Source organism: Streptomyces sp. NPDC029139 (genome assembly GCF_055564335.1).
Genome location: NZ_JBVHWN010000016.1, coordinates 118,720 through 131,597, shown reverse-complemented (window position 1 = coordinate 131,597; position 12,878 = coordinate 118,720). Strand labels below are relative to the sequence as shown.

Annotated in this window: 11 protein-coding genes; 7 read left to right on the top strand and 4 right to left on the bottom strand. The window is 73.3% G+C overall.

The genetic code is table 11. The features are described from left to right. The first annotated feature begins 18 nt into the window (after positions 1-18). Positions 19-930: a carbohydrate kinase family protein gene (locus ACZ4VW_RS28585; protein WP_467967319.1), complete on the top strand. Its 912-nt coding sequence runs from the start codon at positions 19-21 to the stop codon at positions 928-930. Positions 931-1,002: 72 nt separating this feature from the next. On the opposite strand, the gene ACZ4VW_RS28580 is transcribed toward ACZ4VW_RS28585, so the two are convergent. The 3 genes from ACZ4VW_RS28580 to ACZ4VW_RS28570 form a co-directional block, all read right to left on the bottom strand. Then, on the bottom strand, positions 1,003-1,371 hold the full coding sequence (locus tag ACZ4VW_RS28580; protein ID WP_467967317.1) for a cupin domain-containing protein: 369 nt from the start codon (positions 1,369-1,371) through the stop codon (positions 1,003-1,005). 140 nt (positions 1,372-1,511) lie between these two features. Then, the gene (locus tag ACZ4VW_RS28575; protein WP_467967315.1) at positions 1,512-2,105 is read right to left on the bottom strand and encodes a hypothetical protein; all 594 of its coding nucleotides are present in this window, start codon (positions 2,103-2,105) and stop codon (positions 1,512-1,514) included. A 212-nt stretch (positions 2,106-2,317) separates the two neighbouring features. Then, the gene (locus tag ACZ4VW_RS28570; RefSeq protein WP_467967313.1) at positions 2,318-3,589 is read right to left on the bottom strand and encodes a serine hydrolase domain-containing protein; all 1,272 of its coding nucleotides are present in this window, start codon (positions 3,587-3,589) and stop codon (positions 2,318-2,320) included. A gap of 276 nt (positions 3,590-3,865) precedes the next feature. On the opposite strand from ACZ4VW_RS28570, the gene corA reads away from it, so the two are divergent. After that, positions 3,866-4,948: a magnesium/cobalt transporter CorA gene (corA, locus tag ACZ4VW_RS28565; protein WP_467967369.1), complete on the top strand. Its 1,083-nt coding sequence runs from the start codon at positions 3,866-3,868 to the stop codon at positions 4,946-4,948. 89 nt (positions 4,949-5,037) lie between these two features. Here corA and ACZ4VW_RS28560 read toward each other — a convergent pair whose 3' ends face one another. Next, entirely contained in the window at positions 5,038-6,402 is a 1,365-nt protein-coding gene (locus ACZ4VW_RS28560; protein WP_467967311.1) for an NAD(P)/FAD-dependent oxidoreductase, read from the bottom strand. A 169-nt stretch (positions 6,403-6,571) separates the two neighbouring features. On the opposite strand from ACZ4VW_RS28560, the gene ACZ4VW_RS28555 reads away from it, so the two are divergent. The 5 genes from ACZ4VW_RS28555 (at position 6,572) to ACZ4VW_RS28535 (ending at position 12,858) form a co-directional block, all read left to right on the top strand. Continuing rightward, positions 6,572-9,265, top strand: a complete 2,694-nt coding sequence (locus ACZ4VW_RS28555) for a SpoIIE family protein phosphatase (RefSeq protein ID WP_467967309.1) — start codon at positions 6,572-6,574, stop codon at positions 9,263-9,265. A gap of 88 nt (positions 9,266-9,353) precedes the next feature. Further along, positions 9,354-10,868 carry a carboxylesterase/lipase family protein gene (locus ACZ4VW_RS28550; protein WP_467967307.1) on the top strand — a complete coding sequence of 505 codons (1,515 nt, stop codon included), beginning with the start codon at positions 9,354-9,356 and terminating at the stop codon, positions 10,866-10,868. A gap of 96 nt (positions 10,869-10,964) precedes the next feature. Then, complete coding sequence (locus ACZ4VW_RS28545; RefSeq protein ID WP_467967305.1) at positions 10,965-11,309, top strand: hypothetical protein; 345 nt, start codon at positions 10,965-10,967, stop codon at positions 11,307-11,309. A 9-nt stretch (positions 11,310-11,318) separates the two neighbouring features. After that, positions 11,319-11,678: a hypothetical protein gene (locus ACZ4VW_RS28540; RefSeq protein WP_467967303.1), complete on the top strand. Its 360-nt coding sequence runs from the start codon at positions 11,319-11,321 to the stop codon at positions 11,676-11,678. A gap of 409 nt (positions 11,679-12,087) precedes the next feature. Next, positions 12,088-12,858 (top strand): hypothetical protein, encoded by a 771-nt coding sequence (locus ACZ4VW_RS28535; RefSeq protein ID WP_467967301.1) that lies wholly within the window; start codon positions 12,088-12,090, stop codon positions 12,856-12,858. Positions 12,859-12,878: the final 20 nt, after the last annotated feature.

The following is a 12,878-nucleotide window of genomic DNA, read 5'->3' as shown; positions in this document are numbered from 1 at the left end:
GACCCGAGAGGCGGAACAGTGAGTCAACAGAACACGCGCTACGACGTGTTGGTCTTCGGCGGCAGCGGCGTCGACACCATCGTCCGGGTCGACGCCCTGCCCGTGCCGCTCGCCGACTCGGTCCACGTGGGGCCGATCGAGGAGTGGGCCGGGCACACCGGGGGGAACGTGGCCCTCGGCACCCGCGCCCTCGGGCTCCAGGTCGCGCTGCTCGACTGCATCGGCGACGACGGGACCGGGGCGCTCGTACGCAAGCGCATGGCCGAGGGGGACGTCGAGTTCGACCCGGTGATCTCGCCCGCCGGCACGCGCCGCGCGGTCAACCTCGTGGACGCGACCGGACGCAGGATGTCGTTCTACGACGCCAGGGACCCCGCCGACCTGCGGATGCCCCGGGAGTTCTACCTGCCCCGGCTGCGGCGTACCCGCCACGCCCACCTGTCCATCATGAACTTCACGCGCTTCCTGTACGACGACATCGAGGCCCTGGGCGTCCCCGTCTCCACCGATCTGCACGACTGGGACGGGCTCGCCGACCACCACCGGGAGTTCGCCCTCCGCTCCGACCTCGTCTTCCTCAGCGCGGAGGGCCCCGGCGAGGGCACACCGGCGCTGATGCGGGAGATCCTGCGCGAGGGCCGTGCGGAGACCGTGGTCGCCACGGCGGGCGCGAACGGCTCCTACGTCCTCACCCGGGACGGCGGCACCACCCCACGTCACATCCCGGCGGTCACCCCGCCCGCGCCCGTCGTGGACTCCAACGGCGCGGGTGACGCGTTCGTCAGCGGCTTCCTCTACGGCAGGCTCGCCGGCCGGGACGTCCTGGACTGCGCCCGTCTCGGCGCGGTGGCCGGAGCACACGCCTGTACGGCCCCGGGCTCCACCGCCCTCATCACCGCGGAGGCACTCCTGGCGGCATCCCAGGACTGACGGCTCGCGCACCGGTGGACGGGATGCGACCCGGGGCGTGCCGCGAAAGCAGCCCCGTCCACCGGAACGGCGTCAGCCGCCCGCCTTCGCCTTCACGTGGTCGATCACCTCGGTGAACTCCTTCGTCGGCGAGAAGTCGACGTAGTCGCAATCCTCAAGGGCCAGCGGGGCGTGCCCGGGCGCCCAGTAGAACGCGTCACCGGCGCGGTACACCTGCTCCCCGTCCTTGGTGCGCATCTTCACCGCGCCGGAGAAGAGGTAGCCCCAGTGCGGGCATGGGCACAGGTCGTCCGGCATCCCCTCCAGGGCGGGCCCGAGATCGGTGCCGGCGGGCAGGTGGACGAACGCCACGCTGATGTCGCCGCCGATGTCCTGTGTCCGCAGCTCCACGCCGTCACCGGCGATGGCCACAGGGGTGTCCTCCCGCGTCGTTGCCCTCATTGCTCCTCCACGGCTGGTCCGCTCCGACGGTCCGGAGCTGCCCCCCTGGCGGGCTCTCCTTCCAGTCTCTCCCCGCCGGCCGCTCCCCGCGCGCGCCGACCGGATCGCACGGCGGGGAGCACGGTGCCCGGGCCGGGCCCTCAGGCCCGGAAGGGCGGCAGCGCCGCGAACTCGGGCGCCGCCGTGACGCTCGCCGCGAGCGCCCCGAGCACACCCCGGACCCGGGTGAGGGGATGGTCCGGGAACTCGGCGTCGTACCGCTCGTGGTCGGCGGCGTGGAACGGCAGGCCGTCCCGTACCTCCGGGGCGTAGGGATGCGCCCGGAAGAAGGCGTCCGGACCGACCTGCGCCATCACCATCGCCTCCCGCATGCCGGTCATGCCGCGCTCGGGCGCCTGGATCTTCACCACGGTGCTGCACTCCGCGCGTGGCACGGTGTAACTGCCGATGAAGACCTGCCCGTTGGGCTGGCCCGGCAGCGGCAGCTTCAGTATCTGCCGCAGCGCGGGCAGTTCGCCCAGCGACTTCACCGACGCCTCGATCAGCCCGCCTCCCGCGTCCGCGGTGAGGCGGGTCAGGGCGGCGCGCAGCGACGGGCCGTCGTCCAGGGAGGCGGGCAGATCCGGACGCAGCGCGAAGAAATGCAGCGACAGCACGTCACCCGCGTCGCTGACCCAGACATCGGGCTCGACGAGTCGGAAGCCCGGCAGTTCGATGCCGACAAGAGCTCTCATGACCGGTGATCATCGCGCACACCCCCGGATTTGGCGAAGCCGGTGCGCGTACCCGGTCCACAGACTCCCGGCCCGCGCTCCGGGAGCCTGTGGACCGGGGCTCGCAGCCCGGGAGCCGGTGGACCGCGGCCCACGCTCCGGGAGCCTGTCGACCGGGGCCCGCAGGCCCGGGGACCGACGGACCGGGAGCCCTCGGACCGCAAGCGCGTCGGCTACCGGAAGGACGCCTGGTGCAGCGCGTCCGGGCCGATCGGCAGGCCGGGCAGCGCGTGCTTCCGCAGCGGCGCCGCGCCGCGGACGGACGCGGGCGTGCCGGCCAATGCCCCGTCGACGTGGGCGTACAGCGCCTCGGTCACGGGGTCCGGCAACGGACGGCCCTGCTCGTCGAAGCGCTGGTACTTCATCAGGTTGTAGCCGATGGCGACCTGGCGACGGCCGTCCTCGGTGGACAGCGCCCAGGTGCCGGCGCCGAAGACAGCCCCGTCGTGCCCCCAGTACCAGCCGCCGCTGGGCATCTTGAGGGTGTAGATGCCCAGGCCGTAGCGCATCACCGGCTCCTCGCCCGGCTGCGTCTCATGGGCCGGCACGGTGGTCTTCATCTCGCGCAGCTGCGCCGCGCCGAGCAGCCGCCCGCTCAGCAGCGCGCGGTAGAAGTCGTTGAGGTCGCGAGGCGTCGAGACGAGGGCGCCGGCCGTGCCCGCCCACGACATGTCGTAGACGCTGTAGTCCCGGGGCGGGTCGATCAGGCCGAAGAACGACTCGTACATCCTGGCGTGCGGGCCCTTGAGCGACGCCGAGGCCGGGAAGTACGTGTGGCGCAGGCCGGCCTTGCGTATGACGTTCCGGGTGATGTAGATCTCGGCTTTCTGACCCGTCACGCGCTCCAGGATCAGCCCGGCCAGAATGTAGTTGGTGTTGGAGTACGCGTGGGTCCCGCGCTGCGCGACGGGCTCGGCGGCGAGTCCCAGACGGGCGAGTTCCTCGGGGGCCATGCGGCGCAGGCGGTTCTCGTCGAGCGTTTTGCCCGGGTCCTCGAGGATGCCGGGGAAGGCGGGCAGCACGTAGTCGGCGATGCCGCTGGTGTGGTTGAGCAGCATGCGTACCGTCACCTGTCGGCCGCGCTCGCCGGGCACGACGTCGGGCAGATAGCGGCCGACAGGAGCGTCGAGGTCGATGCGCCCGGCGCCGGCCTGCTGGAGCACGGCGACGGCCGTGAAGGTCTTGGTGATGCTGCCGACCCGGTGCTCCAGGTCCGGCCGCGCGGGCCGGCCGGTGTCGACGTCGGCGAACCCGGCGGCGCCCCGCCACTGCGCGGACCCGTCGCGCACCGCCGAGTAGGCGCCGTACATCCCCGCCCGGTGGAAGGCGTCGAGCGAGCCGCGCAACGCCGCGCGGTCGAGACCGCGGCCGGTGGTTACGGCGGTGGAGGAGCCGGGCGCGGCGGCGACGGCCTGGGCCGGTAACGCCGTGACGGCGAGCGCCATCAGGGCGGTCGCGGCGACGACCGAGAGCCGGGCCCTGCGGGACGAGTACGAGGAATTCGATGAATGTGACGAACGCGACGAATACGACAAGGACACGGATGGATCCTGCTTCCCTCGATGAATGCGGTGGATCCATCCTCGTCGCGGCCGCGCGGCCCGCCCTCCACCCCCGGGAGGATCTCGTGCACGGGAACCGGTGACATTTGTCAGTAGTCCCGTCCCCGGCCGGGCAGTGGCACACTGACCGCTGATCGTCCTGAGGAGCCCCACGTGCCCATCATCCGCAACCTGCGACGCACCGTCCGCCGCGCCTACCGCCGGACCGTCGACCTCAGCCATCCGGCGCGCTCGCCGCTGGGCAGCGCGGTCGTCAACTGCGTGCTGTACGAGGACGGGGCGCGGCAGCGAGGGGCCTGCCCGGCGGAGGAGGCGGTGCGGCGGGTCCGCAAGACCGGCGACGGGTTCGTCTGGATCGGCCTCCACGAGCCGTCCGTCGAGGAGTTCGCCGGACTGGCAGACCTCTTCGGGCTGCACCCGCTGGCGGTCGAGGACGCCGTCCACGCCCATCAGCGGCCGAAGCTGGAGCGGTACGACGAGACGCTGTTCGCCGTGTTCAAGACGGTCCGCTATGTCGAGCACGAGGAACTCACCGCCACCAGCGAGGTCGTCGACACGGGCGAACTCATGGTCTTCACGGGTTCCGACTTCGTCATCACCGTCCGGCACGGCATGCACGGTTCGCTGGGCCCGGTGCGGGAGGCCCTGGAGGCCGACCCCGAACAGCTGGCCAAGGGGCCGGCCGCCGTCCTGCACGCCATCGCCGACCACGTGGTGGACGACTATCTCGCCGTGGTCGACGCCGTCCAGGACGACCTCGACGCCGTCGAGACGGCCGTCTTCAGCGAGCAGGCCACCCGGGGTGACGCCGGCCGTGTCTACCAGCTCAAGCGGGAACTCCTCGAACTCAAGCGGGCGGTGACCCCGCTCCACCGCCCGCTGCAGACCCTCGCCGCGCAGCCGCTGCCGCTCATCGGCCCGGAGATACGGCCGTACTTCCGTGACATCGCCGACCACCTGTCCCGGATCACGGAACAGATCGCCTCCTTCGACGCCCTGCTCGACTCGATCCTCCAGGCCCACCTGGCGCAGGTGACCGTCGCCCAGAACGAGGACATGCGCAAGATCACGGCATGGGCGGCGATCATCGCCGTGCCCACCATGGTCTGCGGGGTCTACGGAATGAACTTCGACCACATGCCGGAACTCCGCTGGACCTACGGCTACCCGCTCGTCGTCGTCGCCATGGCCGCCGCCTGCTTCCTCCTCCACCGCAGCTTCCGCCGCAACGGCTGGCTCTGACCGTTCCGCGCCGCTTCGGCGGCCGCCTGCCCGGCGCGGTCGCCGCCGAGTGACGGTCGGGGCCGCGACGCCGAGGCCGACGGGGAGGCTCAGCCCTGGACGCGCAGGGACGAGGTGTGCTCCCGGACCTGTTCGGGCGTGAGGTAGGCGTCGGTGTACTCGAAGTCGGTCAGCTTTCCGGACCGGGACGCCAGGAAGCCCGTACGGACGAAGTCGTCGCCGGCCACGGCGTTGAGCAGCCAGTTCGTCAGCACCCGGGTCTTGGCCACATTGGTCCGCAGCGCCGCCCAGTGGTACGCGCGGGCCACCGCCTGCGCCGGCGTCCCGTGCAGCTCGACACCGAGCGGCTTCGAGACGGCGTCCCGCCCGCCCAGGTCCACCACCAGACCGAGATCCCGGTGGTGGTAGGGGTACGTCTGCTCGCCCCGCAGCGTCGCCACGATGTTGTCGGCGACCTGCTTGCCCTGGCGCTGCGCGTGCTGGGCGGTCGGCGGGCAGATGGCCCCCTTCTCCTTCTTGGCCAGGTCCGGTACGGCCGCGGCGTCCCCCAGAGCGTGCACCCCGTCCATGCCGGGCACGACCATGTCGGCCCCCACCACGAGCCGGCCGCGCGCCGTCTCCGCGCCCAGGGTCCCGATCAGCGGGCTGGCGGCCACGCCGGCCGTCCAGATGAGCGTCCGGCTCGGCAGCACCCGCCCGTCGGTGAGGGTCACGGCATCGGCGTCCACGGAGGCGACCGACACACCGAGCGAGACCTCGATCCCGCGCCGGCGCAGGATGTCCAGCGCCGCACTTCCCAGCCTCTCGCCGAGTTCGGGCATGAGCTTGGGCGCGAGGTCCACCAGATGCCATTTGATCAGCTTCGGATCCAGCCGCGGGTAGCGCTTGACCGCATGGTGCGTGAGCCGCTGCAGACAGGCGACCGTCTCCGTCCCCGCGTATCCGCCGCCCACCACCACGAACTGCAGCCGCGCCGCCCGTTCGGCCTCGTCCGTGCTCGCGTCGGCGAGATCCAGCTGGGCGATCACGTGGTCACGGATGTAGACCGCTTCGGCGAGCGTCTTCATCCCGCGGGCCTGGTCGGTCAGACCGGGGATGTCGAACGTGCGCGTCACGCTGCCGGGTGCGAGCACGAGATGGTCGTACGGCTCGTTCACGAGCTCGCCCGTGATGGTCCGGACGACACAGATCTTCGCCTTGGTGTCCACGCCGACGGCGCCGCCCGGAATGATCCGGGTCCGGTGGCGCCGGCTGCGCCGCAGCGACAGCGCGACCGACTGAGGGGTGAGCACCCCGGCCGCCACCTGGGGGAGGAGAGGCAGATACAGCTGGTACGAGAAGGGTGTGAGGAGCGAGATCTCCGCCTCCCCCGCCGTCAGACGCCGCTCCAGCCGCCGCACACAGGCGACGCCGGCGAAGCCGGCGCCCACCACGAGGATCTTCGGTCGAGTCACGTGCCCGCCTCCCGGGTCGTCGGTCCTTAAGTGCTGACTAACCTGTTTGGCCGTTCGAAAACCCGGTCTGTCCGCCGAGGGGGTGACGCCGGTGCGGCTTCCGGAGGGAGAGTGCACAGTGTGATAAAAGGGAAAAACAGGGTGGTATCCGAGAACGGAGCCTACGGCCGTGGGGAGACCTGAGGGCACAGACACCACCGGGCAGGCACCGGCGTTCGGCGTCACGGACTCCGTCGTCCTCCTCTTCGACACGGGCGGGGCGGTCGTGGGCCGCCCGTACGCCGCCGAGCGGCTCCTCGGCCACTCCGCGCGGGATCTGCGCGGCCGGCGCGTCGAGTCCCTCCTCGCCCCGGGCGAGGCCGCGCGTCTGCCCGCGATCGTGAAGCGCTGCGCGACGGACGGAGGCTGGTCGGGCAGCCTCCTCGCCCGTCACCGCAACGGCCGTGACATCGCCGTCGACGTCACCGTGCTGCCCCTGCCGGGAGACGCGGCCACGGCACGCTGGCTGGCCGTGGCCACCGCCGCGGCACCCTCCCGGCAGTGGACCATGGGACCCGCCCTGCTGGAACGGATGGTCACCCAGGCACCCGTCGGCATCGCGCTGGTCGACACCGAGCTGCGCTGCGTGTGGTCGAACACCGCGCTGGAGCGCTTCGGCGGCGGCCGTGCCGACCAGCGGCGCGGCCGCCGCCTCGCGGAGATCCAGCCCGGTCTCGACGCGGAGCTCGTCGAGTCGAAGATGCGCCAGGTCCTGGACACCGGTGAACCGGTCAGCGGGTACGAACACGTGGGCCGCACCCGGGCCGAGCCCGGCCGCGACCACGCCCACGCCATGTCGTTCGTCCGGCTCGACGACGACAACGGGCGCCCCCTCGGGGTCTGCTACGCGGTCGTCGACATCACCGATCGCTACCGCGCACGCCTCCGGCTCGCCCTGATGGCCCGGGCGAGCGAACGCATCGGCCGCAGCCTGGACGTCATGGGGACGGCCCAGGACCTCGCGGACGTGGCGGTGCCCGGCCTCGCCGACTTCGTCGCCGTCGACCTCCTGGACGCCGTGATCGGGGGCGCGGAGCCGTCCCCCGGGCCGACCGCCGGGGCCACCGCCGTACGCCTGGTGCGCGCGGGCGGGCAGACGGTGCGCCCGGGATCGCCCGAGGCGGTGGTGGAGCCGGGCGAGGCGGCCGCCTACCGGCCGTCGTCACCCCAGATCGACTGCCTGGCCCGCGGCCGGTCCTGGCGCGCGGCCCGGCTGGACCCGGCCGCCAGGCAGGCGGCCCTCCCGGCCCGGCCACCCCAACGCCGCGAGGGAGCGCCCGCCGGGGCGGGAGCGGGGCAGACCCCGGCGGAAGGCGTGGAGTGGGCTCCGGCGGAGGACGCCGCATGGGCCCGGACGGAGCCCACCGAGCCGCCCCCGACGGCGGAGACCGAGCAGGACGGCTCCACCGAGCCCGTACCCCCTCCGTCCACCGTTCCCGCGCCCCCCGAGCCCGTACCCCCTCCGTCCACGGCCCCCGCGCCCCCCGCGTCCGCCCCGCGGCCGCCCACCGCCTCCCTGGCGCACACGGCCATGGTCGTGCCGATCCTCGCCCGAGGCGTCACCCTCGGCGTGGCCACGTTCTTCCGCTCGCGGCGCGACGAGGCGTTCGACGAGGACGACCTGCGGCTCGCCGAGGAACTCGTCGCCCGCGCCGCCGTCTGTCTGGACAACGCCCGCCGCTACGCCCGGGAGCGCGCGGCCGCGCTCGTCCTCCAGCGCAGCCTCCTCCCGCACGGCGTCCCCCTGCAGGAGGCCGTCGACGCGGCCTCGTTCTACCGTCCCGCCGACGAACTCTCCGGCCTCGGCGGCGACTGGTTCGACGTCATCCCCCTCTCCGGCGCACGGGTCGCGCTCGTCGTCGGCGAGGTGCTGGGCCACGGCATCGAGGCCGCCGCCACCATGGGGCAGCTCAGAACGGCCGTACGGACCCTCGCCGACCTCGACCTGTCGCCCGAGGAGCTCCTCGCCCATCTCGACGACCTCGTCCTCCAGGCGACCCGGGAGGGGCGGGAGGACCGCATCGGCGGCGCGGCCAATGCCGGGGCGATCGGCACCAGTTGCCTGTACGCCGTCTACGACCCGGTCAGCCTGCGCTGCGACCTGGCGAGCGCCGGCCACCTCGCGCCCGCCGTCGTCGCCCCCGACGGCACGGTCGGCTTCCCCGAGCTGCCCCCCGGCCCCGCCCTGGGCATCGGAGGGCTGCCCTTCGAGTCCGTCGAACTGCCCCTGGAGGAGGGCAGTGTGCTGGCCTTCTACACCGACGGCCTGATCGCCGCCCCCGGCGCGGGCAAGGAGGGACTGGGGCGCGCCCTCCGGTCGCGGGAGCTGCCGCTCGACCAGCTCTGCCGGAGCGTGGTGGAGGAACTGGCGCCGAGCAGGCCCTACACCGACGACGCGGCGCTCCTCCTGGTCAGGACGCGCAGCCTGGCGGCCGGGCAGGTCGCCGCGTGGGACCTGCCGGCCGACCCGGCCGTGGTGGCCCGCGCCCGGGTGATGGCCGCGCGCCAACTGGCAGCCTGGGGGCTCGAGGAGCTCGCGTTCACCACCGAACTCGTCGTCAGTGAACTGGTCACCAACGCCATCCGGCACGCCTCGGGGCCGATCCGGCTGCGGCTCATCCTCGAACGCACCCTGATCTGCGAGGTCTTCGACGCCAGCGCCACCTCGCCCCATCTGCGGCACGCCCGCACGACCGACGAGGGCGGCCGGGGCCTCTTCCTGATCTCCCAGTTCACCCGCCGCTGGGGCACCCGCTACACCGCCGAGGGCAAGGTGATCTGGGCCGAACAACCGCTGGACCAGGACACCTCCGCCCCGGAATGATCTTTATTCGATTGCCCGGCATCCGGTGCCGTGCAAGGGTGGCCTGCCGCACGGAGACACCGGCGGAGACGACAAGGAGACCCCGCCTGTGAGTGCGCCCGCCGCCGAGAACACCGTGCTGACGAAGCAGGGAGCGGTGCGGGGTACCGTCGCCGACGGGCTGAGCGTCACGCTGGGGATCCCGTACGCCGCACCACCGTTCGGCGCCGGCCGTTTCCGCGCCCCGGAGCCCCCGGCGCCCTGGGACGGGACACGGGACTGCACCCGCTTCGGACCGGTGGCCCCGCAGTCGGCCGAACTGCCCGGCGCACCGGCCTGGCGCCCGGACGAGGAAGACGTCCTCACGCTCAACATCTGGTCCTCCCCGGAAGGCGAGGGCCCCCGCCCCGTCCTCTTCTGGATCCACGGCGGCGCCTACACCTTCGGATCCTCGGCCCAGCCCGACCACGACGGAACGGCCCTCGCGCGCGCCGGACTCACCGTCGTGACGTGCAACTACCGGCTCGGCTTCGAAGGGTTCGGCCACGTTCCCGGCTTCCCCGACAACCGGGGACTGCTCGATCAAATCGCGGCGCTGGAGTGGGTGCGCGACAACATCTCCGCCTTCGGCGGCGACCCGGGCAACGTCACCGTGGCCGGTCAGTCCGCCGGTGGAGGCGCGATCGCCTGCCTGATGAGCAGCCCTCGTGCCGAGGGCCTGTTCCGTCGCGCCGTCGTGCACAGCGTCCCCGACGCCACCTTCCCGGCGCGGTTCGCCGGGGCGATGGCCCGCGAGGTGGCGGACGAGGCAGGCGTCGCGCCCACCGCGCAGGGCCTGCTCTCCGCGAGCCCGAGGGCACTCGTCGAAGCCTCGGACCGGGTGGCGGCGCGGTACGCGGACGACCCCTCCTCGGGCTCCCTCCATTACGACACCGTCCTCTACGGCCCCGTCCTCGACGGCGAGACGCTGACGCGCGACCCGGTCGACGCCCTGGCCGACGGCGCGGGCAGCACGATCGACCTCCTGGCGTGCCACACCACCGAGGAGTACCGGCTCATGCACGAGGTCGGCTCCATGCCTTCGGTCACCACCGAGGACGGCCTCGCCCGGTTCGCCGAGGCGTGCGGTCTTCCCCCGGCCCTCCTCGCGGAGTATCGCGCCCTCATGCCCGGCGCGCCCGTGCTCGATGTATTCCTCGCGCTCGCGGGCGACGCCGTGTTCGCCGCGCACACCGTCCGCCTCGCCGAGGCCCACGCCCGCGCGGGCGGACGCACCCACCTGTCCCGCTTCGACCGCCGCCGCACCCGCCCGGACGGCAGCCCCGTGCGCGCCTGGCACGCCGCCGACGTGCCGTTCGTCCTCGGCACCCTGGACGCCATTGGCGTCGGCTTCCTGACCGGCGGCCCCGCCGACGCCGAGGACCGGGCCCTGTCGCGGCGGATGATCCGGGCCCTGGTCGCCTTCGCGAGCACCGGAGAACCGGGCTGGGCCCCGCTCACGGACCCCGCCGACCCAGCGTTCCCGGTGCGGGTGTGGGCCGTCCCGGAGGACCGCACCGAGGGCGCGCTCGCCGCCCACGCACTCTTCCACGACGTACGGTTGGGCCCGCCCACGCTTCCGTAGCGAGGCCACGGGATAATCACCGGGTCGCGGCGACGTCGGTCCGCCCCGCGCCCAGAGACACGCAACGCCCCGCACGGCGGGAGAAGGAGAACCCCGATGGACGTCCAGCACTTCGAGCAGATCACCGCGTTCATCGAGGCACGCCTCCGCCCGCTCTTCGACCCCGAGACCGGCAGCGACCACGGGTTCGGCATGGACGACACCTCCCGCGCCCTGCGGGCCCTCCTGGGCACCGTGAAGGCCGCGGCGGCCGTCAAGGGACTCGCCGAGCAGCGGGCGGCGGCCGACCCGGCGATGCGCAACATCATCGACCAGGCCCTGGAACACAACTGGGACGTGCTCCGCGGCGTCGCCCGCAACTGGGAGGACCACCCCGACTTCGTCCGCGCGTTCAAGCGCCACTCCTGGGAGCTCGACGAGACCCCCGCCCCGTCCGCCTGACCCCGCGCCATGACCCCTGACATATGGGCCGCGCTCCCGGCCACGTCCCGCGCCGCCGTGGACGACCTCGTCCGGCTCGACCGCCGCATCACGGCGATCAAGGAGCTCCGCGACGGCTTCCCCGAAGAATCCCGACCGGGCCTGTACGAGGCGCTCGACGTGGTGGTGTGGCGTTTCCGGGAACTGGGAAGGCGCTTCGAGCCCGGCCCGACGGAACCCCTCGACCCCGCGGACCTCGCCGCACGGCCCGCGCGGCTCCCCGGCCGGCCCGTCGCCGTCGAGGCCGTGTGGGACGGCGACTCCTTCGGCTGGATGGTGAACCTCGTGCTCGTCACCGACGACCCGGACGCCGAGCACGACTCGCCCTGATCCGGCACGGCGGCGACCTGAGGCTGCTCAACGGAACGGTCCCGCCCTGGCCGGAGGCCCAGGAGGCTCGAAGCGCCGGCGGCGCCCTGGCCGAGCGGCTCGGCGTCCCCTTCCACTTCGCGAGCCCCGACGAGCCCGACGACGAGGCCCTCCGGTGGCGCGACGGCCGGAGCACCGGCCCTTCCTGACGGAGCACCGGACGTCGCACCGCGCAGCGGCCCCTCCCGCCGGAGCACCGGACGCTCCCGACGCGGCGCCCGCCGTCCCCGACGGTCGTGCGGCGAACGGACGCGGCGACGCGCCGGCTCTGCCCCGGTCGGGTGAGTGCGCCGCTCTTCCGACAGGGTCGGACGCGGAGGGGGTACGTATCGCCGCATTGCCGTCACCCAGCGTCGGAGGATGCCGTCCCATGCCTGTCTGGAAGGTCCGCCCCGGCCCGCGTGTGCTGACCGCCGCCCTGTGCGCGACACTCGCCGTCATCGGCTGTATGACGGTGTCGCCCGAGGACTCCGCGCCACCCGCCGCGCCCGCGACCCGCCCCGCGGCCAAGAACGCCGGCCCCCACGCCGCGCCCCGGCCCCCCGCGCCCGAAGCTCCTCCGGGTGTCGGCCCGCTCACCCGGACGCGCATTCCGGACGGCACGAGCCAGGCGCTCGTGGTGACGGGCAGGACCCGGGACACCAACGTGGCCACGGCGGTGCTGTACGAGCGGGACGGGGGCGGGAAGTGGCGGCGCTCCGCGGGGCCGTGGGCCGCGCACAACGCGCTGCGCGGCTGGACGAACGACCACCGGGCCGGCGACCTGCGCACCCCGGTCGGTGTCTTCAGGCTCGGCGACGCGGGCGGACGGCTGCCGGACCCCGGAGCCCTGCTGCCCTACGACCAGGACGAGGAGTTCGCCTCGCCCGGCACCGGGTTCCTCGGCGAACCCCTGGAGGGCTCGTTCGACTACGTGGTGGCGATCGACTACAACCGCGTGCCCGGTACGACCCCGTTGAACAAGGTACGGCCGCTCGGCGCGGACCGCGGCGGAGGCGTGTGGATCCATGTCGACCACGGCGGCCCCACCCAGGCGTGCGTCTCCCTGACCGAGGACGTCATGCGGCAGCTGCTGCGCGCCCTGAACCCAGCCCGCGAACCGGTGATCGTCATGGGTCCCGTCGACGAGATCGCCCGCTGATCCGCCGAAGCTTCCGCCCG